Raw genomic sequence first — 22,256 nt, 5'->3', positions numbered from 1 at the left:
CGTCGAATTCCGGATCGCCGATGTGACAGCGTGCCAGTCGCGGCGGGGGCGTTCCGTCGATGTTCTCGTGCGCCCAGTCGGCGGCGTGGCCCTTGAGTCCGGTATCGTCGTGCAGTATCCAATTCTCAAGGTAGACGGCATATTTCAGCGGGCTCCGATAGAAGTTGAGCACTTTTTTCACCGGTGTGTTCAATAGATTCGGCAGCGCGATCATCGACGAGTGCGACGAGCCGAACACGGCGACTGTGGCGCCATCCAGCGTCAGCTGGGCCAGTTTGGCCGGATCGAGTGCGGTCTCGATCGGGATCTCGTCGAGCCCGGCATAGGAGAGCTTCTTGGGAACCGCACCGACCGCAAGAATCACGTTCGCCGAGGTGACGGTCTCGTCATGGGTGGTGATTGTCCACTGCCGGTCCGCCAGTGCCAGTTCGGTCGCAACCGTGCACAACGTGCGCACCCGTTGGCGCAGCTGGCGCGAGATCCACAGCAGCGGTTCGGCCACGACGGCGAGTGAGCACGTGTCGTGGGGGGCGAGCCCGGTCAGCGCGAACGCGGGCGCCTCACCGAATCGAAACGACGGCGAGGCCGTCAGGTAGTCGAGGAACAACTCAACGCGCGTGTTGCTCGGAACAGCACCCCATTTCGCGCCCAGATCTCCCGCGCCGAATTCGGGGTCGATCCAGGCGATCCGTTCGCCCCCGATTCCCTGGTCGAGCAGCCGGCCGACCGCTGCGATCCCCGCCGGCCCGGCGCCGATCACCGTCCAGCTGTACTGAGTCATGTTCCCTGCCCCTCATGTACGGGTGTCCTAGCACCTACCCGGAGTCAAGCGCTCGGGTGAAACGCCGACTTCGATACTGCGCCGGCCCCAACCGCCACGGTAGGGCTGTCATTCTTGTCGGGTCACAAGCGTGGTTTGTGAGCTGTCGATGATCAGCGACCAAGCAGATGCCGCAGGGTTTGCTCGAGGTCGGCGCGGCGGAATCGATGATCGGCTTGCTGCAGTCGCGCGGGCAGCACCCGCTGGTTGGCCAGGGCCAGTTCGCGCGCACCCTGGTCGCCGAGTAGCAGCTTCGGTCCGAGCGGTGGCACCGGCAGCAGCGCGGGCCGATGCAGCACATGGGCCAGCACCCGGGTGTATTCGACATTGCGAACCGGATCGGGGGCCACCGCATTGACCGGACCGGACAGGTCGGTGTCCCACAGCGCGCGGTGGTAGACGTCGACCAAGTCGTCAATCCCGATCCAGGAAAACCACTGCTGACCGTTGCCAAGTCGCCCGCCGAGGCCGGCGGCGAACAGCGGCCGGAGCAGTCGCAGCGTCCCGCCGGCGGGGGACTGCACGATTCCGGTACGCACCTTGACCACACGCGTGCCGGCCCGCTCGGCCGGGGCCGTTGCGTCCTCCCAGTCGGCGACCACGTCGGCCAGAAACCCGTCGCCGCGTTCACTGTCTTCGGTCAGCGTCTGATCGCCCCGGTCGTAGCCGTAGTAGCCGATCGCCGACGCGTTGACCAGCACCTTGGGCGCATCGGGTGACTGCGCGATCAACTCGGCCAGCCGCCGGGTCGGCCCGATCCGGCTGTCGCGGATCGCGGCTCGGTGCGCCTCGGTGAATCGGCCCGCGATCGTGGCGCCCGCGAGATGGATCACCGCGTCGATCCCGGTCAGCAGCTCCGGGTCGGGATCATCGGGATTCCATTGCCGCTCATCGGCTTTGGCGGGTGTGTGACGAACCAGCCGAATCACCCGGTGACCGCCGGTGGACAGGAAAGCAGCCAACTGCGAGCCGACCAGGCCGGAGGCTCCGGTGATGGCGACCGTGAGCGGCGCCAACCCATGGGCGGCCGCCTCCCGGTGCGCGGCGATGTCGTCGGCCAACTGTTGGTGCCGATAGCGGAACATTGATCTCAGCGCGGCCCCGGGGACCGGGGTATCGACGCGGTCGATGACCCGGGTCCTGTCCGCGTCGACTTCTTCGAAGTCGTGGGTGTGCCGCCAGCGCACCGCCAGCTTGGCGGGCAAGGACGCCAGCCCGTTGGCGCCGATGCTGTCGACGAAACGGCGGGGTGGGTCGTAGCCGTCCGGTTGATGTTCGGCCACCCAGCGCAGCCCACCGGGCAGGGCGAGTTCGGCCCGCCCGTTCTCCAGCGAATCAGCCTCGGTGATCAGCCGCATCGGCGACCACGGCGGCGACAGACGGGTGAAGGCGCCGGGCCGGGTGTGCCAGTCGAACACTTCGTAGATCGGGGCGTCGATCACGCTCGAATACTCAAGTCCCATGACGCCGACGGTACCTGCGCCGGCTGTCTGGCTAGCGTCCTGGCAGCGCGTGCTCCACGATGGGCAGGCGGGGCAGTGGTTGGCGCTCGGCGCGCTTGGCCGCCAGATACACCTGCGCGGTCTCCTCGGCCACCGTGTGCCAGTCAAAGTCCGCGGTCAGGCGTTGTCGTGCAGCCTGCGCCCGGCGTTGAGCAGCGCCCGGGTCGTCGAGCACTGCGATGACGGCCTCGGCCAGTCGGGCCACATCGCGCGGCGGGCAGGACATCCCGGTCTCGCCGTTGATCACCGCCTCGCCCAAGCCGCCGATGTTCGACGTCACCAGCGGGGTGCCCGCGGCAGCGGCTTCCAGCGCCGCCAGGCCGAAGGGCTCGTAGTGGCTGGGCAGCACCGCGGCGTCGGCGCGATGCAGTGCGTCCAGCAGATCGTTGTGGTCCAGCCGACCGGCGAAATGGGTCGCCTTGAGCACCTTGTATTTACGGGCCTGCTCGACGAGCCAGTCCTGTTGGGTGCCTTCGCCGGCGATGGTCAACGTCGTGCCAGGGTGAGCGCGACGGACGCGCGGCAGCGCAGCGATCGCCTCGTGGACACCTTTCTCGTATTCCAGTCGCCCGACGTACAGCAGTTCCGCTGGGCCGGTTCTGGGCGTGCGAGGCGCGAACGGCCATCGTGCCGCCTCGATGCCGTTGCGGATCACCGTCGTCTCGGCCAGCCCGGGCCCGAAGAGTTCGGTGATCTCTTCGCTCATCGAGTGCGAACAGGTGATCAGCGAATCGGATTCGCGCACCAGCCACGACTCGACGGCGTGTACTTGCCGGCTGATCGATCCGGACACCCAGCCGGAGTGTCGCCCCGCCTCCGTCGCGTGGATCGTGGAAATCATTGGTACATCGTGGAAATCGGCCAGCGCGATCGCTGGGTGCGCGACCAGCCAGTCGTGCGCATGCACCACGTCGGGCCGCCACCGCTCGCCGCTGCGCTGGTCGCGAATGGCGAGCCCGGCGCGGACCATCGCATGCCCCATCGCCAGCGTCCACGCCATCATGTCGGTGCCGAAAGTGAAGTTATGCGGGTCCTGCGCCGCCGCGACAACCCGGACGTGCTCGGCGATTTCGTCCGACGACGGGTGGGTGCTCGGATCGGTGTCGGTCGGGCGCCGCGACAGCACCACGACGTCGTGACCGGCGTCGGCCAGCGCGGTCGACAGATGATGGACGTGTCGGCCGAGTCCGCCGATCACCACCGGCGGGTATTCCCACGACACCATCAGGATTTTCACCGCGGCAGCCTCCGGGCGTCCAGGGCACCGAACAGTCCGTCGGCGCGATTCCAGCCTTCGGCCAGCCGCTGTGCCACTTCGCGTCGGCCCGAGGCCAAGGTGTCGGCAATTTCGCGGGTGGCATGCGCGTGCAGATGTGCCCGGTAGCGGGCATAGTCGGCGGCCGAGTCCTTGCTCACCATGAACGGCCAGTCACTGGAGACCGTGAGCAGGGTCTCGCGCAGAATCTGGTCGGCCACGTGATCGCGGGGGACCGGGCCGTCCAACGACGCCGTCTGATCGAGCGCTTTGTCGACGCATGCCAAAGCGGTGTCGACGACCTCGGCGTTGAGCTGTACCAGATCGGCAACCTTGGCACCGGACCACACTTGCCAGTCTTTGCCGGAACCCCAAGAGCTGGGCGGCAATTCGACGGCATTACCAACAAATCCCGCGCCGACGGCGTCGCTGAGCGTGCCGACCCGCACTCCTGCTTGCGGCAATGCGCGCAACACCCGCTCCAGCCATGCCGGACCCTCGTACCACCAGTGGCCGAACAGTTCGGTGTCGAACGCCGCGACCACGTGCGCGGGTCGACCGATGCGCTCGGATTCGGACAGCAGGCGGCGGCGGACGACATCGACGAAATCGGTGACGTGGCTGTCGATTGCACGTTCGGCGCGCTCGGGATCGTAGGGTGCTTTCTTGTCCGACGGCACGTTGCGACCGGTGACCCGGGCCGGCTTGAGGCCGGTGCGATGGTCATAGGTATGAAAATCGCGGTAGGCGGCGTGGCCCGGGTAGCCCGACTTGGGTGACCACACCCGGTAGCTCACCTGCAGGTCCCGTCCGAATGCGACGACGCCGGAGTCGCCGACCGGTCGGCCCAGTGCCGTATCGCCGTGCAGTGACGGGCCATCGACCATGAAGTGGCCAACTCCGGCCGCCGCATAGTCGCACTCCATGCCGGGGGCGTAGGCGCATTCGGGTGCCCAGATCCCCGTGGGCTTGTGCGACAACCGCTGCCGAGCATCGGCCAGTCCCTCGCGCAGCGCGAACTCGCGGAGTCGGGGATTCAGCAGTGGCTGGAACGGATGGGCAAGCGGGCCGCCCAGCAACTCCACGGTGCCGGCATCGATCAGTCGGCGCAGCAACGGGCCGGCGCCGTGGCGCCAGTGCGTGTGAAAATCCTCCAGCGCGTGCTCGGTTTCGGCCATCTCGCGAATACCGAAGGCGCGCAGCGCGTCCGGGGCCGATGCGGGCGAGCCATCGGTGGCATCACCGGGTCGCAGGCTGGCGGCCTCGGCGGCGCGCAGGTGCCAGTTGGCGACCCAATGGTGCATCCCGTCAAGGCAATACGGATCGTCGAGTTGCGCCATCACGACCGGTGTGACACCCAGCGTGATCAACCGGTGGCGCCCCTCGTCGGCCAGTCGGCGCAAAACCCGCAACAGCGGCAGGTAGGAGGCTGCCCAGGATTGGTACAGCCACTCTTCGCCGACCGGCCAGCGACCGTGATGAGCCAGCCACGGCAGGTGGGTGTGCAGCACCAGGGTGAACAACCCGGGTACCGGTTCGCTGGTATTTCTCGGCGGGATCACCTGGGCAACTCCTCGATTCCGGCGGGGCGTACCGCGGTCGCCACCAGGTCCAGGCTGTCGTCGATCGATCGCGTCGCATCGGCGCCTGCCGGCACGATGTCGAAGTCCGCGGTGGCCACCGCCGCGACGTCGGCCAGCAGGTCATCCGGCCAGGGCGCGTCGGCGACCGCGCGCCGGATCTGCGCGTCGATGATCGAGCCGTCGTGGCGGGCATCCATTGCCAGCAGCCGCGGCCCGTGAAACACGCCGCTCATCGACACCGAGGTGAAGCCGGCGTCGCACAGCAGCTCCGTGAGCTCCGCGGCGTTGAGTTCGCGGGTGTGGAACGGATTGACCGGAGTGTCGCGGCCCGGTGAGAACGTGATCCGGTTGGGGGTCGACACCATCAAAAGCCCGGACGGGCGCAGAACCCGGGCGCACTCGCGCACAAACTGTGGTTGATCCCACAAATGCTCGATCACCTGGAAGTTGACCACCACATCCACCGAGTCGTCCGGCAGCGGCAGCTCGGCGAGATTGCCCTGCAGCACCTGCACCCGCGGATAGCGGGCGCGCACGTGCGCGACGGCCGTCTCGTCGTAGTCCACCGCGGTCACCCGACGCGCGACCCCGGCGATCAGGTCGGCGCCGTAGCCTTCGCCGCAGCCGGCCTCGAGCACCTCGCGACCCACGCAGTGGTGCGCCATCTGCCGGTACACCACCTCGTGGCGGCGAAACCAGTAGTTCTCCACGTCGAGGCCCGGGATGGTGCGTTCTCCGGTCAACGGCAGGGCGGCCTCCGCTGCGGCGTGCGGGGCGTCAGGGAAAAATGCGCTCATTTCATAGGGAGGCTAACCCGTGACGCCGCGTTCGCGAATGCTCGACTTCAGGTGAGCCAGGGTTGCCGAGGGTGGGCCCCGCCCACGTGTGACGGCACGGGGCGGCAGAACCTGCAGGACGACCCGCTATGGTGGGAGGGCAAGCCACACTAAGTTACCAGTCAGTAACATGCGGGTGCGGGGCGCATAACACGTGATTTGAGTTCTGCGGTTGCAGGACGCACTCAAGGAGGACGAGCCACTCTCATGACGAATATCGTGGTCCTGATCAAGCAGGTTCCGGACACCTGGTCAGAGCGCAAACTCAAGGACGGCGACTGGACGCTGGACCGCGAGGCCGCAGACGCCGTGCTGGACGAGATCAACGAGCGCGCGGTGGAAGAAGCACTGCTGATCCGCGAAAAAGAAGCCGCCGACGGCACCGAGGGATCGGTCACCGTGCTGACCGCCGGCCCGGAGCGGGCTACCGAGGCGATCCGCAAGGCGCTGTCCATGGGCGCCGACAAAGCCGTTCATCTGCTCGACGACGGGCTGCACGGCTCGGACGTCGTCCAGACCGGCTGGGCGCTGGCGCGCGCGCTGGGCACCATCGAAGGCACCGAACTGGTCATCGCGGGTAACGAGGCCACTGACGGAACCGGGGGTGCCGTGCCGGCGGTCATCGCCGAGTACCTGGGTCTGCCGCAGCTGACCCACCTGCGCAAACTATCGCTGGACGGCGGCAAGATCACCGGCGAGCGCGAAACCGACGAAGGTGTGTTCACCGTCGAGGCCGCCCTGCCCGCCGTGGTGAGTGTCAGCGAAAAGATCAACGAGCCCCGCTTCCCCTCCTTCAAGGGCATCATGGCCGCCAAGAAGAAGGAAGTCACCAAGCTCACGCTCGCCGAGATCGGTGTCGAGGCTGACGAGGTTGGGCTGGAGAACGCCGGTTCCAAGGTGCTGACGTCCACGCCCAAGCCGCCGAAGACCGCCGGCGAAAAGGTCAACGACGAGGGCGAGGGCGGCAACGACATCGCCAAATACCTGGTCGCCCAGAAGATCATCTAAGACGTCAACCTTTAACTGAAAGACACGGAACAACTCATGGCTGAAGTATTGGTGCTCGTCGAGCACGCTGAAGGCGCTATCAAGAAGGTGACCGCCGAATTGATCACTGCGGCGCGCGTTTTGGGTGAGCCAGCCGCCGTGGTGGTGGGCAAGCCCGGTACCGCCGAGCCGCTCATCGACGGGCTGAAGTCGGCCGGCGCCGCCAAGATTTACGTCGCCGAATCCGACAACGCCGAGAACTACCTGATCACGCCATTCGTCGACGTGCTCGCCGCGTTGGCCGAAACCGCAAGTCCGGCAGCGGTGTTGCTGGCTGCCAATGCCGACGGCAAGGAGATCGCGGGTCGGCTGGCGGCCCGGATCGGTTCGGGTCTGCTGGTCGACGTCGTCGACGTGCAGCCTGACAACAAGGCGACGTGGTCCATCTTCGGGGGCGCGTTCACCGTCGAGGGTCAGGCCAACGGCAACACTCCAGTGATCACCGTGCGGCCGGGCGCGATCGAAGCCGAGCCGTCCGACGGCGCAGGCGAAAAGGTCGACGTCGAGGTCCCTGAACCGGCCGAGAACGCCACCAAGATCACCAAGCGTGAGCCCGCCGTCGCCGGCGACCGTCCGGAACTCACCGAAGCCCCGATCGTGGTGTCCGGTGGCCGTGGTGTCGGCAGCGCCGACAAGTTCAGCGTGGTCGAGGAGCTGGCCGACTCGCTGGGCGCCGCGGTTGGTGCCTCACGCGCCGCGGTGGACTCCGGCTATTACCCGGGCCAGTTCCAGGTCGGCCAGACCGGCAAGACCGTCTCTCCGCAGCTCTACATTGCGCTGGGCATCTCCGGTGCGATCCAGCACCGCGCCGGCATGCAGACCTCGAAGACGATCGTCGCGGTCAACAAGGACGAAGAGGCGCCGATCTTCGAGATCGCCGACTACGGTGTTGTCGGCGACCTGTTCAAGGTGGCGCCGCAGCTCACCGACGCGGTCAAGAGCCGTAAAGGCTGATCGCCTCGCAAAAGCCCTCGCCACGCCTGCGCGTGTCGGGGGCTTTTTGCGTAGCGGCCTGACCTGGTGAGGTGGCCGGCGACCCGCATCCGGATCCGGGTGCCGACGACCGGCGCACCTGAGTCGCGTCGCCGCTTAATCTGAAATGCGCGTTTGGATTCGGGCGCTGCGGTGTATTAATAGGTGCTACGTCGCTCCAAGAAAGGGCACGATGATGAAGGCAATGGCGCCAGCCGCAATCGCGATCGCCGCGGTTCTGTTCAGTGGATGTTCGGCTTCTCAGATCATCAACACCGGTGGTGACACCAAATGCAAGGACTTCACCACGCAGGACGAGAAGAAGCAGAACGACGAGGTCAGCAAGATGCTGAAGGACAAGAGCGGCTCCGAGCCCTCGAATCTGCAGATCACCGCCACCCGGTTATCGGCGGCCACCTACTGTCAGACGCTCGGCAAACCGGACTCGAAGATCAACGAGGCGCCGCACGGCTGATTGGAAATCGTTGCGCCGGCCGCCTACTCGCGCGACGCCTGCAACACCACCATCGCCCGCGCGGCCACCTGCACGGGGTCGCGCGGTGCGGTCAGTGGTGAATCCTCGAGAGTCGCCCCGACGGCAGTGTCGATGACGGGCGTCCAGGCAGCGCCGAAATCCGTTGACGGCAGGATGAACTCGATTGGCTCGTGGTGGGCGTTGAAGCACAGAAGAAACGAGTCGTCGACAACGCGCTGGCCGCGAGCGTCGAGCTCGGGGATGCCCTGGCCGTTCAGATAGACCGCTACCGACTTTCCGAAGCCCGAATCCCAGTCCTCGTCGCTCATCTCGGAGCCGTCTGGACGGAACCACGAAATGTCGGGTTGCCCCTCGGTGCCGCGCCGGCGCACCGGCGCACCTTGGAAGAAGCGGCGCCGACGGAAAACCGGATGCGCGGCGCGCAGCGCGGACACTACCTGGGTGAACTGCAGTAGATCGTCGTCCATCGCATCCCAATGCACCCAGGTGATTTCGTTGTCCTGGCAGAACCCGTTGTTGTTGCCGTTCTGGGTACGGCCGAGCTCGTCACCGTGGGAGATCATCGGCACCCCTTGCGACAGCAGGGTGGTGGCAAGAAAATTGCGCTGCTGATGGGCGCGTAGCGCGTTGACTTCTGGATCGTCGGTCGGGCCTTCGACCCCGCAGTTCCAGGAGCGGTTGTGAGTTTCGCCGTCGTTGTTGTCTTCTCCGTTGGCCTCGTTGTGCTTCTCGTTGTAGGACACCAAGTCGCGCAGTGTGAAACCGTCGTGGGCGGTGACGAAGTTGATCGACGCCACCGGGCGCCGAGCGGTGTGCTCGTAGAGGTCGGCCGAACCGGTCAGCCGTGAGGCGAACTCACCCAGCGTCGCGGGCTCGCCTCGCCAATAGTCGCGCACCGTGTCGCGGAACTTGCCGTTCCACTCGGTCCATTGCGGCGGGAAGTTGCCTACCTGGTAGCCGCCCGGGCCGACGTCCCACGGCTCGGCGATCAGCTTCACCTGGCTGACCGTCGGATCTTGTTGCACCAGTTCAAAAAACGCGCTCAGCCGGTCCACGTCATAGAATTCGCGAGCCAGTGTTGCGGCCAGATCGAAGCGGAACCCGTCCACGTGCATCTCGGTGACCCAGTACCGCAGCGAATCCATGATCAACTGCAGCGAGTGTGGGTTGCCGACGTTGAGGCTGTTGCCGGTGCCGGTGTAGTCCATGTAGTAGCGCTTGTCGTCGTCGACCAACCGGTAGTACGCGGCGTTGTCGATCCCGCGCATCGACAGGGTGGGGCCCAGGTGGTTGCCTTCGGCGGTGTGGTTGTACACCACGTCGAGGATCACCTCGATGCCTTCTTCGTGCAGGGCGCGGACCATGGTCTTGAACTCCTGCACCTGACCGCCTGGGGTGTCGCTGGCGGCGTATTTGAAGTCGGGCGCGAAGAACCCAATCGTGTTGTAGCCCCAGTAATTCGACAGGCCCTTATCCACCAGCGTCGAGTCGTTGGCGAAATGGTGCACCGGCATCAGTTCGATCGCGGTCACACCCAGCTTTTTCAAGTGCTCGATGATCGCGGGGTGCGCGATGCCGGCGTAGGTGCCGCGGATCCGGTCCGGGATGTCGGGGTGAAGTTCGGTGAGACCCTTGACGTGGGCCTCGTAGATCACCGTATCGGCGTACTCGTGGCCCGGCGGGCGGTCGTTGCCCCAGTCGAAGTACGGGTTGATCACCACCGACTTGGGCATGTTGGGCGCGGAGTCGTCGTCGTTGCGGCTGTCGGGGTCGCCGAAGTTGTAGCTGAACAACGACTGGTGCCACTCGAAGTTGCCGTCGATCGCCTTGGCGTAGGGATCGAGCAGCAGCTTGTTCGGGTTGCAACGCTGACCGGCCGACGGGTCATAGGGCCCATGAACGCGGTAGCCGTAGCGTTGGCCCGGCTCGATCGCGGGCAGAAAGCCGTGCCAGACGAAGCCGTCCACGTCGTTCAACATCACCCGCGACTCGTTGCCGTCGGCGTCGAACAGACACAGCTCAATCCGCTCGGCGACCTCGCTGAACACCGCGAAATTGGTGCCCGAACCGTCATAGATGGCGCCCAACGGGTAAGCCTTGCCCGGCCATTGCTCGATGTGAACCGGCACAGCGCCCTCTTTCGTCTGCGGCGCCGCACGGCTGCGACCCGAGGTTGCAGACTACCCGCGAAGCGACAAGTCACACCTGGTGTGAATCGGGGCACAATGGTGTGGTGAAACCGTGGCCGACGCCCGAGAAACCCGCGCCTGGACAGGAGTCGGTGTGGGACTATCCGCGACCGCCGAGACTGGAGGAGTTCGCCGGGTCGATCACCATCGAGTTGGGGGGCCGCACGATCGCATCGACCCGGCAGGCCTGGCGGGTGTTGGAGACCAGTCATCCGCCGACCTACTACCTGCCCGAGAGCGCCTTCGCAGTCGGGGTGTTGCGGCGTGGCGGGGGTACGTCCTGGTGTGAATGGAAAGGGCAGGCAACGTACTACGACCTGGTGACCGACGCCAGGGTGGCGACGCGGGCTGGTTGGACCTACCTGCACCCGACGCGCGGATTCACGGCTCTGGCCGGTGCGGTCGCGGTGATGGCCGCGGCGGTGGACCGCTGCACCGTCAACGGCGAGACGGTGACGCCGCAGCCCGGCGGCTTTTACGGCGGCTGGATCAACAGCTGGATTGTCGGCCCCTTCAAGGGAATTCCAGGGTCCATGGGTTGGTGACTAGGGTCCCGTCGTCGCGATGTCGTCGATGCGACGTAACGCGATTGCGCACACTGACAGGTAGCCGGCCGCCCACCACGGAACGGCCATGCTCGCTCGCGCGTAGCTGCCGGACGGCTCGACGCGGTGGTGGGTGGCCGGGACGCCGGCCACCTGCCAGGCCCAGTGCCGGCCCGGCTCGAACTCGGTGATCACGAACGGGGCGGCAAGGCCGAAAGCTGTTCGCACGATGCCGGTTACGTTCAAGTCCAGTCGGGTATGTGGGGGATCAAGCCAGGCCGCACTGACGGTCGGACCCCACTGCGGCCAGACGTCGAGATCGATCAGCACGTTCCACACCACCGATGGTGGCGCTGCGATGTACCGGTCCACGGAGAGCATCAGGGGGCCCGTCCGCCGAGCCTACGTTGCTGTTCGACGACCTCGTCGAGATCTTTGAGGCGTCGCATTCCGGCCAGTGGCTGGTTCATCCGCTGGTTGTTGGCAAGGTGTTTGGCGTTGCGCTCCAGAAACCACCAGTACCCGCCGGTGAACGGGCAGGCCCGGTCGCCGACTCGCTCCGAGGGCCGATAACGGCAGTCGCCGCAATAGTTGCTCATCCGGTTGATGTAGGCGCCGCCGGAGGTGTAGGGCTTGGTGGCCATCAGTCCGCCGTCGGCATGCTGGGACATGCCGACCACGTTGGCGACCATCACCCACTCGTAGCCGTCGACAAAACACCGATGGAACCAGTCGGTCATCGCGGCGGGGCTCCAGCCGCGCTGCAATGCGTAATTCGACAGCACCATCAGTCGCGGAATGTGGTGCACCCAGCCGTGATCGCGGACCTGCGCCAGCACGTCCTGCAGGCAGCGCGCGTCGACGGAGTCGGCATCCAACTCGGCGAACCACTTCGGCACCCGGGCATGGGCCCCCAGCGCATTGCGGTGCCGGTAACCCCTCCCGAAATGCCAGTAGACATGCCAGATGTAGTCGCGCCAACCGATCAATTGCCGGATGTAGCCTTCGACGCTGCCCAGCGGGGCCCTTCCCGAGCGGTAGGCGTCCTCGGCGGCATACGCGCATTCGAGCGGGTCGAGCAGGCCCAGATTCATCGGTGCCGACAGCAGGCTGTGCGCCATGAAACGGTCTCCGCTGAGCATCGCGTCTTCGTGAGGGCCGAAGTGCGGCAACCGATCTCGGATGAAGACCGTCAGGGCTTTGTGCGCTTCGGCTGTGGTGACGGCGAATTCGCGCGGGCCGTCGCGTCCCACGAAGGAGACGTCGCCGTCGCGTTCCCAGCGATCCAGGTCCGCGCGGACCTGATCGTCGATCTCGTCTTCCTCGGGCCGCCAGGGCGCTGTGATCCCCAGGCTGCCGGTGTCAGGGGCGGGCTCACGGTTGTCGGCATCGAAATTCCAGCGGCCCGCGGCCGGTTGGTCTCCGTTCATCAGCAGATCGAACCGTCGTCGGGCGTCCCGGTAGAAGTTCTCCAGTTTGAGCGTCCGATGCCCCCGGGCCCACTCGCTGAATGTTGTCCGGTCGGTGCAGAATCCGCGGGCCGGCAGCACCTCGACATGCGGCATCGATCGCACGAAGCGGTCGGCGGCCCACGAGGTCGGCTGGCACACGCTGAGCGGTTCGTCGAGCTGGTCCAGCGCCTCGCGGTAGGTGCGGGTCCGCAGAAACATGGCCTGATCGCCGAGTTCGGCGGCTCGGTGACGCAATGCTGACACCACCAGGTGGGCTTTGCGGCGGTGAAAGCGCCGGCGAGCAAATGCCGCCTGCGACTCGATCAGCAGTACCGGCTGGTCGGGCTCGTCGAGGAATTGCGATCCGAGCTGGTCGGCGAAACACCAGCGCCGGGTGTCGTCACTCATGGTGCTTGCCATACTCTGCCCACCGAATCGGCATCAACCCAGCATGGATCAAGAGCCGACCTGGCGGGCCCATTATCGGCACATGAGGCCCAAAAATTGGTCTCGCCGGTTACCTTCGAGCCCGCTCGGCACCGCACGACCAGCGAGACCATGCCCGAGGCGGGGCGCTCGGGTTAGCTGACCCGGCCGGATGTGGATGTCCGGACATCGAACCCGTCGAGGGTGCCGCCGGACCGCCACGCTTCCAAAATGTCGGCGTATTCGGTTGGGCTGCCGAAGAAGAAGCTGTCCCGGTTCAGGCGTGCGCTCGCCTGGCCCTCGCGGTTGTAGTAGCCCGGTGTGCACGCCTCCCGGCGGCCGGCGATGACGCTGGACCGCTCGACGACGGTGTCCACCCAGGCGGCTTCGGCCGCCGCGGTGGCCTCCAACTCGGCCGCGTCGTGCCGCAGCGCCCAGGCGATCACCCAGGCAATGTGGCGGGACTGGGTGTCGATCAGGTACGGGAAATTCACCGTGAAGCCGGACTGGGCGATGCTTTCGATGAAGCAGTTCGGGAAGCCGTTGACGTGCAGGCCGTGCAGGGTGCGGACGCCGTCGGCCCACTTCTGGGTCAGGGACAGCCCGTCGCGGCCGATGATCTCGAAGCCGGTGCGCTGGGAGTAGCTGGTGCCGACTTCGAAGCCAGTCGCGAAAATGGAACAGTCCAGCGGGTATTCGGCGCCGGCCACCACGACCCCGGCCCTGGTGATCCTCTCGACGCCGAGTCCGTGGGTGTCGACAAGAGTGACGTTGTCGCGGTTGAATGCCTGCAAATATTCGTCGTGGAAGCAGGGTCGTTTGCAGTAATAGCCGTACCAGGGTTTGAGTGCCGCGGCCGTTGCGGCGTCGGTCACGATCGAGTCGACCCGCGCCCGGATCTCCTCCATCTTGGCGAAGTCGGCCATTTCGGCGGCGTTCGGCCCGCCCTCGTTGACGATCGGCATCTTCTTGGTGAGGCTGGTCCATGCGTCGTCGACCAGATCTTCGTCGGAACTGCCTCCAGCAGTCAGGATTTGGAAGTTCTCCACCCGCCGCTGTTGCCAGCCCGGCTCAAGAGACGCAGCCCAGGCCGGTTCGGTCGGACGGTTGGCTCGAACGTCCACCGTCGAGGGGGTGCGCTGAAACACGAACAGTTCACCGCACGCGTCGGCCAGGCGCGGTACGCACTGGACGGCCGTCGCGCCGGTGCCGACGATGCCGACTCGCTTGTCGGAAAGGCCGCTCAGGTCGTCGCCGGTGTAGTCGTAGTCCCAGCGGCTGGTGTGAAAGGTATGCCCGCTGAATTCGGTAATACCCTCAATGCCAGGTAGTTTCGGCCTCTGGAGGTATCCGTTGGCCATCGCCACGAACCGCGCACGAATCTCGTCGCCACGATCGGTCGATATCAGCCATCGGGAACTGGTTGATTCCCAACGGATTTCCCGCACTTCGGTCTGCAAACAGGCGTCCCGGTACAAGTCGTAGTGCCGGGCGATTCGGCGGCAATGCTCCCAGATCTCGGGGCCCTTGGCGTACTTCTCGGTCGGCACGTAACCGAGCTCTTCGAGCAGTGGCATGTAGACGTAGGATTCGACGTCACAGGCGATTCCGGGATAGCGGTTCCAATACCAGGTTCCGCCTACGTCGGCGGCCTTGTCGATCAGCCGCACGTTGTCGACGCCGAGCTGTTTGCAGCGCGCCCCGATGAGCAGTCCGCCGAAGCCTGCTCCTACGACGGCGACGTCGACGGAGTCGCGGAGCGGATCCCGGCCGAAATCCGGATCAGCCCACGGATCGTCGCCGAACCTGCTGAATGCCCCGGTGATCTGCACATACTGCGAAATGCCGTCCGCCCGGAGACGGCGCCGGCGCTCTTCGGCGTACTTGGCGCGTAGCGCATCCGGATCGAACGATCCTTCGCAATTGCCGGACTCCACGGCTGAATACTGGACCAATTTTGTGACCCAGGCAACGTCGGCGTGCGAACCTTTGTCATCTAGCGTGCACGAATACGTTACGGCCGCGATGCCGGTTAGCTGAACAGCAACGCAACAGTGGTGCACATGAGCCGCGACACGACGAATCCGCGACACGAATATCCAGCGCGCCGCGATGAGCGGGAGCGGCGCCGATGAGTGCTGAATCGGTGCTCATCGCCGCGGAAAAGCCGGCACCGGGAACATGTTCAACAGCAGAACCGCGGTATTCACTGTTGCTTTCCAACGACTCCGACCACATCGAGGCAGCGCAACGGCTGCGCTACGACGTATTCAGCAGCGAACCGGGTTTCGCGCTGGCCGGGCGTGGCGACGGCCTCGACGCTGACCGCTTCGACGAACACTGCGACCACCTATTGGTTCGCGAAGACAACTCCGGCGAATGGGTCGGTTGCTACCGCATGCTGACGCCGACCGGTGCGATCGCAGCGGGAGGGCTCTACACCGCAACGGAATTCGACGTCCGGCCACTGGACGCACTACGGCCTTCGTTGGTGGAAATGGGTCGCGCGGTAGTGCACAACGACCATCGCAATGGTGCTGTCGTCCTGCTGATGTGGGCAGGCATCCTGGCCTACCTGGACCACTGTGACTACGACTACGTGACCGGCTGCGTCTCGGTGCCGGTGGTCGTGGCGGGCGAACCACCGGGAACGCAGATCCGCGGCGTGCGCGACTTTGTCGCGCGGCGACACGCCGCGCCGGCCGAGTATCGGGTTCGCCCGTACCGGCCGGTGATGATCGGCGGGCGCCCGCTTGACGAGATCACCCCGCCCGCGCGGCCGGTGATCCCGCCGCTGATGCGCGGCTACCTGCGCTTGGGCGCGCAGATATGCGGCGAGCCGGCCCACGATTCCGACTTCGGTGTCGGGGACTTCCCGGCGCTGCTGGACAAGCGCCAGGCTGACACCCGCTACCTGCGGCGGCTCCGGTCGATGTCGGCGGCGACCGAGGCAGCGGGTCGGGGGGCCTGATGAGCGGCCCACCTTCGCGCGATCACGCCTGGCTGCCCCGGGCAACCTGCAACACGGACTGCATACGCGCGGGCGGCTATCGGGTCACCTGGCGGCTGATCGTGGCCCTGCGCATTGCCCGGCGCATTACTTTGCTGCTGCTGTTGGCGCCCGCCCTGCCGGTGCTGGCCGGGCTTATCCCGGGCTGGTCGAAGTCGCGGACGATCTACTGCCGGCTGTTGCTGTGGTGCCTCGGCGTCAAGATCGACGTGTCCGGCGGGCCGATCCGCAACCTGCCCGGCGTGCTGGTGGTCAGCGATCACGTGTCCTGGCTGGACATCCTGACGATCGGAGCGACGCTGCCGTCCAGCCCGTGGCGGGCATCGCCGCTGTCCTTCGTGGCCCGCGCCGACGTGGCCGCCAGCGGCGCAGTGAAGATGATGGCGCGCATCGTCAAAGTGATCCCGATCGAACGTGCCAAATTGCGTCAGCTTCCCGAGGTGGTGGGCGCCGTCGCAGCCCGGCTGTATGCCGGTCACACGGTGGTGGCATTCCCGGAGGGCACCACCTGGTGCGGTTTGTCGGGCAGGTCACACCACGGGTCGGGGCCGTTCTACCCGGCCATGTTCCAGGCCGCGGTCGACACCGGCCGGCCGGTCCAACCGCTGCGGCTGCGCTACCAGCACCGGGACGGCAGCGCCTCGACGGTGCCGGCCTATATCGGCGACGACACCTTGCTGGCCTCGATCGGCCGACTGATGGTGGCGCGCCGCACGGTGGCGCGTATTTACGTCGAATCGTTGCAGCTGCCGGGGGAGGATCGGCGCGAGCTGGCCCGTCGATGCCAGGCGGCGATCCGCATGACGTCGACCGCTTGCCCGGATCGCGGACAGCGGCCGTCTGTGCTCGCGTCCTGAGCTCACTGGGCACGCCGGTATCCTGGGCGGGTCATGGTCTATCTGGATCACGCTGCCACCTCCCCGATGCACCCCGCTGCCATCGAGGCGATGACAGCCGTCCTGAGCACCGTCGGTAACGCGTCGTCGCTGCACGCCACCGGGCGGCTGGCACGCCGGCGCATGGAGGAGGCCCGCGAGCTGATCGCGGCCAAGCTGGGCGCCCGCCCGTCCGAGGTGATCTTCACCGCCGGCGGCACCGAGAGCGACAACCTCGCCGTCAAGGGCATCTACTGGGCCCGCCGCGACGCCGAACCGCGCCACCGTCGCATCATCACCACCGAGGTGGAGCACCACGCTGTGCTGGATGCGGTGAACTGGCTCGCCGGGCACGAAGGCGCCGCGGTCACCTGGCTCCCCACCGGCGCCGACGGTTCGGTGTCCTCGGCGGCGCTGCGCGATGCGCTGGAACGCCACGACGACGTCGCACTGGTCACGGTGATGTGGGCCAACAACGAGGTCGGGACCATCATGCCGATCGACGAACTCGCCGCCATCGCAGCTGAATTCGACGTTCCGATGCACAGCGACGCGGTTCAGGCGGTAGGCCAGCTGCCGGTCGACTTCGGGGCCGGCCAGCTGTCCGCGATGAGCTTGGCCGCGCACAAGTTCGGCGGTCCGGTCGGTGCGGGCGCGCTGCTGCTTCGTCGAGACGTGGCGTGTGCGCCGTTGTCGCACGGCGGCGGCCAGGAGCGGGACATCCGTTCCGGCACACCCGATGTCGCCGCAGCGGTCGCCATGGCGACCGCGATGAGTCTTGCCGTCGACGGGCTGGAGGACAGCAGCGCCCGGCTTCGGCGAATGCGTGACCGACTCATCGACGGGGTACTCGCTGCGGTGGCGGGCACCCGGCTCAACGGCGCCACCGGCGCCCGACGTCTCCCCGGCAACGCGCACTTCACCTTCGACGGATGCGAGGGTGATGCGCTGCTGATGTTGTTGGACGCCAACGAAATCGAATGCTCGACTGGGTCAGCGTGCACCGCCGGGGTCGCGCAGCCGTCGCACGTGTTGGTCGCGATGGGCGCCGACCCTGCCAATGCCCGCGGATCGCTGCGACTGTCGCTGGGGCACACCAGCGTCGAGTCCGACGTCGACGCGGCGCTGCAGGTGCTACCCGGCGCGGTGGCGAGGGCGCGGCAGGCTGCGCTTGCCACCGTGGGGGCGTCGGGATGAGGGTGCTCGCCGCGATGAGCGGCGGTGTCGACTCGTCGGTCGCTGCCGCGCGCATGGTCGACGCGGGTCACGACGTGGTGGGCGTGCACCTGGCCTTGTCGCACGCCCCGGGCGCCCTGCGAACCGGCTCGCGCGGCTGTTGCTCCAAGGAAGACGCCGGCGATGCCCGACGCGTCGCTGATGTGCTCGAAATACCTTTCTATGTCTGGGATTTCGCGGATAGATTCAAAGAAGACGTCATCGACGACTTTGTGTCGTCCTATGCCCGCGGCGAAACGCCGAACCCGTGTGTGCGGTGCAACGAGCGCATCAAATTCTCCGCGTTGGCCGCCCGGGCCCTGGCGCTGGGCTTTGACGCGGTCGCCACTGGCCACTACGCCCGCCTCGCGGACGGTCGTCTGCGCCGGGCCGTCGACACCGACAAAGATCAGTCCTATGTGCTTGCGGTGCTGACCGCCCAGCAGTTGCGCCACGCGGCGTTTCCGATCGGCGACACGCCCAAGTCGCAGATCCGCGCCGAGGCGGCCCGCCGTGGCCTGTCGGTCGCCGAGAAGCCGGACAGCCATGACATCTGCTTCATCCCATCCGGTGACACGCGCGCGTTTCTCGGCGAGCGCATCGGGGTGCGCCGCGGTGCGGTGGTCGACCAAGGCGGCGCCGTGTTGGCCACCCACGACGGCGTGCACGGTTTCACCATCGGCCAGCGCAAGGGTCTCGGGATCGCCGGCCCGGGTCCGGATGGCCGGCCGCGCTACGTCACCGCGATCGACGCCGACAGCGGCACCGTCCAGGTCGGTCCGGTGGCAGACCTCGACGTGTGGCAGCTGACGGGCCGCCGACCGGTGTTCACCGCGGGCGCTGCGGCAGCTGGACCCATCGACTGCGCGGTGCAGGTGCGGGCCCACGGTGAAACCGTGGACGCCCAGGCGAGCGTGGCCGGGGATGAGCTGACGGTGCGATTGCGGGCGCCGCTGCGCGGGGTGGCGCCGGGGCAGACGCTGGTGCTGTACCGCCGCGACCCCGACGGCGACGAGGTGCTCGCCAGCGCCACCATCGCCGCAGCGTCCTGACGCCGTCACGCGATGCGCCGAATGTGCACTCAGTGCGATTCCAGCGTCGATTTCTCGGACTGAGTGCACGTTCGGCGCGCGAAGCTTAGCCCGCGACGTTGGCGGCGAGGTTGGAGATCACGATTGTCGGCACCGAGTCCGGGAAACCGCAATAGGTGACTTCCATCAGTACCACGGCCTTTAGCAGGTAATCGCGGCCGCAATTGCCGGGTCGGGTCTGCAGGGACCGGTCATCGGCGTTCCAGTCGCCGATCAGGCCGTAGCCGGCCGAACTGCCTGCACAGTTGGCAACGGTGCTCACCAACGCCCCGAACGCACGCCGCGCGGTGTCGGGATCGTGGTACGCCGCCGCGCCTTCGGAGATGATGCCGCCGTGCGGTGGATCTTGAAAGGTGGTCTTGTGGAACGCCTCGACGTCGGGTCCGAACGTTAGGGTCTCGGCGTAGACGAACCGGCACGCCGGCGGGGCGGTTTGGGCAAGGGTGTCGATGTCGACCGGCGACGCGGTGTCCATCGACGGGATGATCGTCAGATGCTCGCCGCCGCCGGTGATCGCCTGCATCCGAGACTGGTCGAGCAGCACCCGCCCGACGTCTAACCCGTTGGTCGCGAGACCCGATTCCGACGTCGGGGCGCCGCCCACCACGCGAGTGCACGCCGCGGCCAGCAGAGCCACGGCACACAAAGCGGTCCGTCTTATCGTCATCCTGACCAGAGCGTAATCGCACCGATCGAATACGGTTGCCCGGTGAGTGTTTTCGCATGTGCCACCGGCATCGGGTCGTGGCCCGGAGCGGCTGCACGACCGGCGGCCGAGGTCGTCGTCGGCGAACTGGGTGCGGCAATGGCCCACCTGGTCGAACTGCCTGCCAGGGGAGTGGGCGCCGACGTCATCGGGCGAGCCGGTGGACTGCTCATCGACATCGCGATCGACACCGTTTCGCGCGGCTACCGGGTGGCGGGCCGCCCCGGCGCGGTGACTCGACGGGCGGTCAGCCTGCTCGCCGAGGACGTCGATGCGCTCGAAGAGGCTTGGGAACTCGCCGGCCTGCGCGGCAGCGGGCGACCGGTCAAAGTGCAGGCGCCCGGGCCGATCACGCTGGCCGCTGAACTCGAACTGTCCAACGGACATCGTGCGATTACCGATCCCGGCGCATTCAACGACCTCGCCGCCTCGCTGGCCGAGGGGGTCGCCGCCCATCGGGCATCGGTGTCTCGGCGGCTCGGAGCGCCGGTGGTCGTGCAATTCGACGAGCCGTCGCTGCCCGCGGCGGTCGCCGGACAGCTGCCCGGGGTGACCACGCTGAGTCCCATCGCCGCCATCGACGAGTCGCTGGCCGTCACAGTCCTCGACGCCTGCGCGTCCGCGGCCGGAGCCGAGGTTTCGGTCCACATTTGTTCATCAGCGATTCCCTGGAAAATCCTGCAGCGCAGCAACATCGACGCTGTTTCGGTGGATGCTGGCGCGTTGCGGCCCGCCGATCTGGATGCGATCGGGGAATTCGTCGATTCCGGACGGGTCGTCATGTTGGGTGTGGTGGCGTCCAGTGCGCCGAACGGTCGCCCCGCGGTGGAGGAGATCGCGACCGGCGTGGTGTCGATCACCGACCGGATTGGCATCAGTCGGTCGATGTTGCGCGATCGCATCGGCATCGTGCCCGCGTGCGGACTTGCCGCGGCGACCCCGGAATGGGCCCGCACCGCCATCGGCCTGGCCCGCCGGGTGGCCGAGGGCTTTGCCGACGATCCGGATGCCATCTGAGCTGGGATCAACCTGCGCTGCTGGGATCCTCGACCCCCAGAACTTTCCCGACGCCCGTTGTCTGGCTGCGATACCCTGGCGTTGTACGGGGAGGGCGGGAACATGACTGGCAGCAGCGGAACTACGCGCAAAAGAATCGTCCTGGCGAGTTGGTTCGCGGTGATCGGCCTTGTCGCCGCGGCGTTCCTGGTCCGGTCGCCGGCCCTACCGGCCGCCAGCGGATCGACGGCAGGCATACTTCCGGCGCCCACCGTCGACGAATCTTCGGCCGGCACCCACACGACCGAGACCGCGGTGTTGGCCGGCGGCTGCTTCTGGGGCGTACAGGGTGTATTTCAGCACGTCAAGGGTGTTTCAGCGGCCACGTCCGGATACGCCGGCGGAGACCGGGCCACCGCCGACTACGACACGGTCAGCACCAGCACCACCAAGCATGCCGAGTCGGTACGAATCACCTATGACCCGACCCAGGTCTCCTTCGGTCAGCTGTTGCGGGTGTTCTTCGGTGTCGTCCAGGACCCGACCGAGCTCAATTACCAGGGGCCCGATGTCGGCCCGCAATACCGCTCGGTGATCTTCACGCAGAACGACAGCCAGCAGAAGATCGCTCGTTCCTACATCGCCCAGCTGAACACGTCGGGCGCATTCCCGTCGCCGATCGTCACCACTGTGACGCCGGATGCCCAGTTCTTCCCCGCCGAGGCATACCACCAGAACTTCTTCGACCTGCATCCGAACAACCCGTACATTGTCGCCAACGATCTGCCCAAGCTCGGCGCGCTCAAGTCGGATTTCCCCGACCTCTACCGGGAGTAGCCGCACGGGGCTGCGCTGGCCTGTCCGGGCCCTCCGATAGCCTGCCAACGTGAGCGCACCCGAGGCTGATCCCGCTGGGTCCGGTCTGCTTGGGTCGGACGTGCGTCGTGCCTGGCGCGAACTGGCCGATGAGGTGCGCGAACATCAATTCCGCTACTACGTTCGCGATGCGCCGATCATCTCCGACGCCGACTTCGACACGCTGCTGCGCCGGCTCTCGGCGCTCGAAGACGAGCACCCCGAATTGCGCACGCCCGATTCGCCTACCCAACTCGTCGGCGGCGCCGGTTTCGCGACGGCTTTCACCTCCGCCGATCACCTGGAGCGAATGCTGTCGTTGGACAACGTGTTCAGCGCCGACGAATTCGAGCTCTGGGCCGGCCGTGTGCACGCCGAAGTCGGAG

The 22,256-nt window shown here is 66.7% G+C and carries 20 protein-coding genes and 1 pseudogene; 11 read left to right on the top strand and 10 right to left on the bottom strand.

The genetic code is table 11. The features are described 5' to 3' along the window. From AC2VOG_RS12825 to AC2VOG_RS12805, 5 genes are all read right to left on the bottom strand, one after another. Positions 1-781 (bottom strand): FAD-dependent oxidoreductase (locus AC2VOG_RS12825; RefSeq protein ID WP_486940277.1); only part of this gene is annotated, 781 nt, incomplete at its 3' end. Between the two features lie 152 nt (positions 782-933). Further along, the gene (locus AC2VOG_RS12820; protein ID WP_486940276.1) at positions 934-2,283 is read right to left on the bottom strand and encodes a TIGR01777 family oxidoreductase; all 1,350 of its coding nucleotides are present in this window, start codon (positions 2,281-2,283) and stop codon (positions 934-936) included. A 31-nt stretch (positions 2,284-2,314) separates the two neighbouring features. Next, positions 2,315-3,559 carry a glycosyltransferase family 4 protein gene (locus tag AC2VOG_RS12815; protein ID WP_486940275.1) on the bottom strand — a complete coding sequence of 415 codons (1,245 nt, stop codon included), beginning with the start codon at positions 3,557-3,559 and terminating at the stop codon, positions 2,315-2,317. After that, positions 3,556-5,136: a 1,4-alpha-glucan branching protein domain-containing protein gene (locus tag AC2VOG_RS12810; protein ID WP_486940278.1), complete on the bottom strand. Its 1,581-nt coding sequence runs from the start codon at positions 5,134-5,136 to the stop codon at positions 3,556-3,558. Before AC2VOG_RS12810 ends, AC2VOG_RS12815 begins: the two co-directional genes overlap by 4 nt. Next, the gene (locus tag AC2VOG_RS12805; protein WP_486940274.1) at positions 5,136-5,957 is read right to left on the bottom strand and encodes a class I SAM-dependent methyltransferase; all 822 of its coding nucleotides are present in this window, start codon (positions 5,955-5,957) and stop codon (positions 5,136-5,138) included. Before AC2VOG_RS12805 ends, AC2VOG_RS12810 begins: the two co-directional genes overlap by 1 nt. Before the next feature lie 246 nt (positions 5,958-6,203). Here AC2VOG_RS12805 and AC2VOG_RS12800 point away from each other — a divergent pair, with 246 nt between their 5' ends. The 3 genes from AC2VOG_RS12800 (at position 6,204) to AC2VOG_RS12790 (ending at position 8,490) form a co-directional block, all read left to right on the top strand. Further along, the gene (locus AC2VOG_RS12800; protein ID WP_486940273.1) at positions 6,204-7,004 is read left to right on the top strand and encodes an electron transfer flavoprotein subunit beta/FixA family protein; all 801 of its coding nucleotides are present in this window, start codon (positions 6,204-6,206) and stop codon (positions 7,002-7,004) included. A gap of 36 nt (positions 7,005-7,040) precedes the next feature. After that, positions 7,041-7,997 carry an electron transfer flavoprotein subunit alpha/FixB family protein gene (locus AC2VOG_RS12795; RefSeq protein WP_486940272.1) on the top strand — a complete coding sequence of 319 codons (957 nt, stop codon included), beginning with the start codon at positions 7,041-7,043 and terminating at the stop codon, positions 7,995-7,997. Positions 7,998-8,208: 211 nt separating this feature from the next. Continuing rightward, positions 8,209-8,490 (top strand): hypothetical protein, encoded by a 282-nt coding sequence (locus tag AC2VOG_RS12790; protein WP_486940271.1) that lies wholly within the window; start codon positions 8,209-8,211, stop codon positions 8,488-8,490. A 23-nt stretch (positions 8,491-8,513) separates the two neighbouring features. Here AC2VOG_RS12790 and glgX read toward each other — a convergent pair whose 3' ends face one another. Further along, positions 8,514-10,640 (bottom strand): glycogen debranching protein GlgX, encoded by a 2,127-nt coding sequence (gene glgX / locus AC2VOG_RS12785; RefSeq protein ID WP_486940270.1) that lies wholly within the window; start codon positions 10,638-10,640, stop codon positions 8,514-8,516. A gap of 104 nt (positions 10,641-10,744) precedes the next feature. Between glgX and AC2VOG_RS12780 the strand changes: the two genes are divergently transcribed. After that, positions 10,745-11,245, top strand: a complete 501-nt coding sequence (locus AC2VOG_RS12780; RefSeq protein WP_486940269.1) for a DUF427 domain-containing protein — start codon at positions 10,745-10,747, stop codon at positions 11,243-11,245. On the opposite strand, the gene AC2VOG_RS12775 is transcribed toward AC2VOG_RS12780, so the two are convergent. The 3 genes from AC2VOG_RS12775 to AC2VOG_RS12765 all read right to left on the bottom strand — a co-directional run bounded on the left by AC2VOG_RS12775 (position 11,246) and on the right by AC2VOG_RS12765 (position 15,059). Then, the gene (locus AC2VOG_RS12775; protein ID WP_486940268.1) at positions 11,246-11,626 is read right to left on the bottom strand and encodes an SRPBCC family protein; all 381 of its coding nucleotides are present in this window, start codon (positions 11,624-11,626) and stop codon (positions 11,246-11,248) included. Continuing rightward, positions 11,626-13,104 (bottom strand): cryptochrome/photolyase family protein, encoded by a 1,479-nt coding sequence (locus AC2VOG_RS12770; protein ID WP_486940267.1) that lies wholly within the window; start codon positions 13,102-13,104, stop codon positions 11,626-11,628. The genes AC2VOG_RS12775 and AC2VOG_RS12770 overlap by 1 nt, the downstream gene beginning before the upstream one ends. Before the next feature lie 173 nt (positions 13,105-13,277). Next, positions 13,278-15,059 carry a flavin-containing monooxygenase gene (locus AC2VOG_RS12765; RefSeq protein WP_486940266.1) on the bottom strand — a complete coding sequence of 594 codons (1,782 nt, stop codon included), beginning with the start codon at positions 15,057-15,059 and terminating at the stop codon, positions 13,278-13,280. A gap of 194 nt (positions 15,060-15,253) precedes the next feature. Here AC2VOG_RS12765 and AC2VOG_RS12760 point away from each other — a divergent pair, with 194 nt between their 5' ends. The 4 genes from AC2VOG_RS12760 to mnmA are packed head-to-tail and all read left to right on the top strand — an operon-like array spanning position 15,254 to position 19,274. Further along, positions 15,254-16,093, top strand: a complete 840-nt coding sequence (locus AC2VOG_RS12760; RefSeq protein WP_486940265.1) for a GNAT family N-acetyltransferase — start codon at positions 15,254-15,256, stop codon at positions 16,091-16,093. Beyond that, positions 16,093-16,989, top strand: a complete 897-nt coding sequence (locus AC2VOG_RS12755) for a lysophospholipid acyltransferase family protein (protein WP_486940264.1) — start codon at positions 16,093-16,095, stop codon at positions 16,987-16,989. The genes AC2VOG_RS12760 and AC2VOG_RS12755 overlap by 1 nt, the downstream gene beginning before the upstream one ends. Before the next feature lie 33 nt (positions 16,990-17,022). Then, positions 17,023-18,204, top strand: coding sequence for a cysteine desulfurase family protein (locus AC2VOG_RS12750; RefSeq protein WP_486940263.1), 1,182 nt, complete (start codon positions 17,023-17,025; stop codon positions 18,202-18,204). Continuing rightward, a complete protein-coding gene (gene mnmA / locus AC2VOG_RS12745) occupies positions 18,201-19,274 on the top strand; it encodes a tRNA 2-thiouridine(34) synthase MnmA (protein WP_486940262.1) in 1,074 nt (357 codons plus the stop codon). The genes AC2VOG_RS12750 and mnmA overlap by 4 nt, the downstream gene beginning before the upstream one ends. Before the next feature lie 85 nt (positions 19,275-19,359). Here the strand turns inward: mnmA and AC2VOG_RS12740 are convergent, their stop codons facing one another. Then, positions 19,360-19,980: a sensor domain-containing protein gene (locus tag AC2VOG_RS12740; RefSeq protein WP_486940261.1), complete on the bottom strand. Its 621-nt coding sequence runs from the start codon at positions 19,978-19,980 to the stop codon at positions 19,360-19,362. A gap of 42 nt (positions 19,981-20,022) precedes the next feature. Here AC2VOG_RS12740 and AC2VOG_RS12735 point away from each other — a divergent pair, with 42 nt between their 5' ends. The 3 genes and pseudogenes from AC2VOG_RS12735 to AC2VOG_RS12725 form a co-directional block, all read left to right on the top strand. Next, the gene (locus AC2VOG_RS12735; protein WP_486940260.1) at positions 20,023-21,036 is read left to right on the top strand and encodes a uroporphyrinogen decarboxylase/cobalamine-independent methonine synthase family protein; all 1,014 of its coding nucleotides are present in this window, start codon (positions 20,023-20,025) and stop codon (positions 21,034-21,036) included. A 102-nt stretch (positions 21,037-21,138) separates the two neighbouring features. Further along, positions 21,139-21,852: a peptide-methionine (S)-S-oxide reductase MsrA gene (gene msrA / locus AC2VOG_RS12730; RefSeq protein WP_486940259.1), complete on the top strand. Its 714-nt coding sequence runs from the start codon at positions 21,139-21,141 to the stop codon at positions 21,850-21,852. Positions 21,853-21,901: 49 nt separating this feature from the next. Further along, positions 21,902-22,256, top strand: a pseudogene (locus AC2VOG_RS12725) (NAD-dependent DNA ligase LigA); the annotation flags it as partial.

This window comes from Mycobacterium sp. TH-M11, assembly GCF_057473725.1.
The sequence above is the reverse complement of the archived record's forward strand: the minus strand, read 5'-3'. Positions and strand labels throughout refer to the sequence as shown.

Bases quoted from the DNA above. Each gene is read 5' to 3' on its own strand.
- AC2VOG_RS12820 (WP_486940276.1), bottom strand. From the start codon at position 2,283: ATGGGACTTGAGTATTCGAGCGTGATCGACGCCCCGATCTACGAAGTG.
- AC2VOG_RS12805 (WP_486940274.1), bottom strand. From the start codon at position 5,957: ATGAGCGCATTTTTCCCTGACGCCCCGCACGCCGCAGCGGAGGCCGCC.
- AC2VOG_RS12800 (WP_486940273.1), top strand. From the start codon at position 6,204: ATGACGAATATCGTGGTCCTGATCAAGCAGGTTCCGGACACCTGGTCA.
- AC2VOG_RS12795 (WP_486940272.1), top strand. From the start codon at position 7,041: ATGGCTGAAGTATTGGTGCTCGTCGAGCACGCTGAAGGCGCTATCAAG.
- AC2VOG_RS12790 (WP_486940271.1), top strand. From the start codon at position 8,209: ATGATGAAGGCAATGGCGCCAGCCGCAATCGCGATCGCCGCGGTTCTG.
- AC2VOG_RS12775 (WP_486940268.1), bottom strand. From the start codon at position 11,626: ATGCTCTCCGTGGACCGGTACATCGCAGCGCCACCATCGGTGGTGTGG.
- AC2VOG_RS12770 (WP_486940267.1), bottom strand. From the start codon at position 13,104: ATGAGTGACGACACCCGGCGCTGGTGTTTCGCCGACCAGCTCGGATCG.
- AC2VOG_RS12760 (WP_486940265.1), top strand. From the start codon at position 15,254: ATGAGTGCTGAATCGGTGCTCATCGCCGCGGAAAAGCCGGCACCGGGA.
- AC2VOG_RS12755 (WP_486940264.1), top strand. From the start codon at position 16,093: ATGAGCGGCCCACCTTCGCGCGATCACGCCTGGCTGCCCCGGGCAACC.
- AC2VOG_RS12750 (WP_486940263.1), top strand. From the start codon at position 17,023: ATGGTCTATCTGGATCACGCTGCCACCTCCCCGATGCACCCCGCTGCC.
- mnmA (WP_486940262.1), top strand. From the start codon at position 18,201: ATGAGGGTGCTCGCCGCGATGAGCGGCGGTGTCGACTCGTCGGTCGCT.
- AC2VOG_RS12740 (WP_486940261.1), bottom strand. From the start codon at position 19,980: ATGACGATAAGACGGACCGCTTTGTGTGCCGTGGCTCTGCTGGCCGCG.
- msrA (WP_486940259.1), top strand. From the start codon at position 21,139: ATGACTGGCAGCAGCGGAACTACGCGCAAAAGAATCGTCCTGGCGAGT.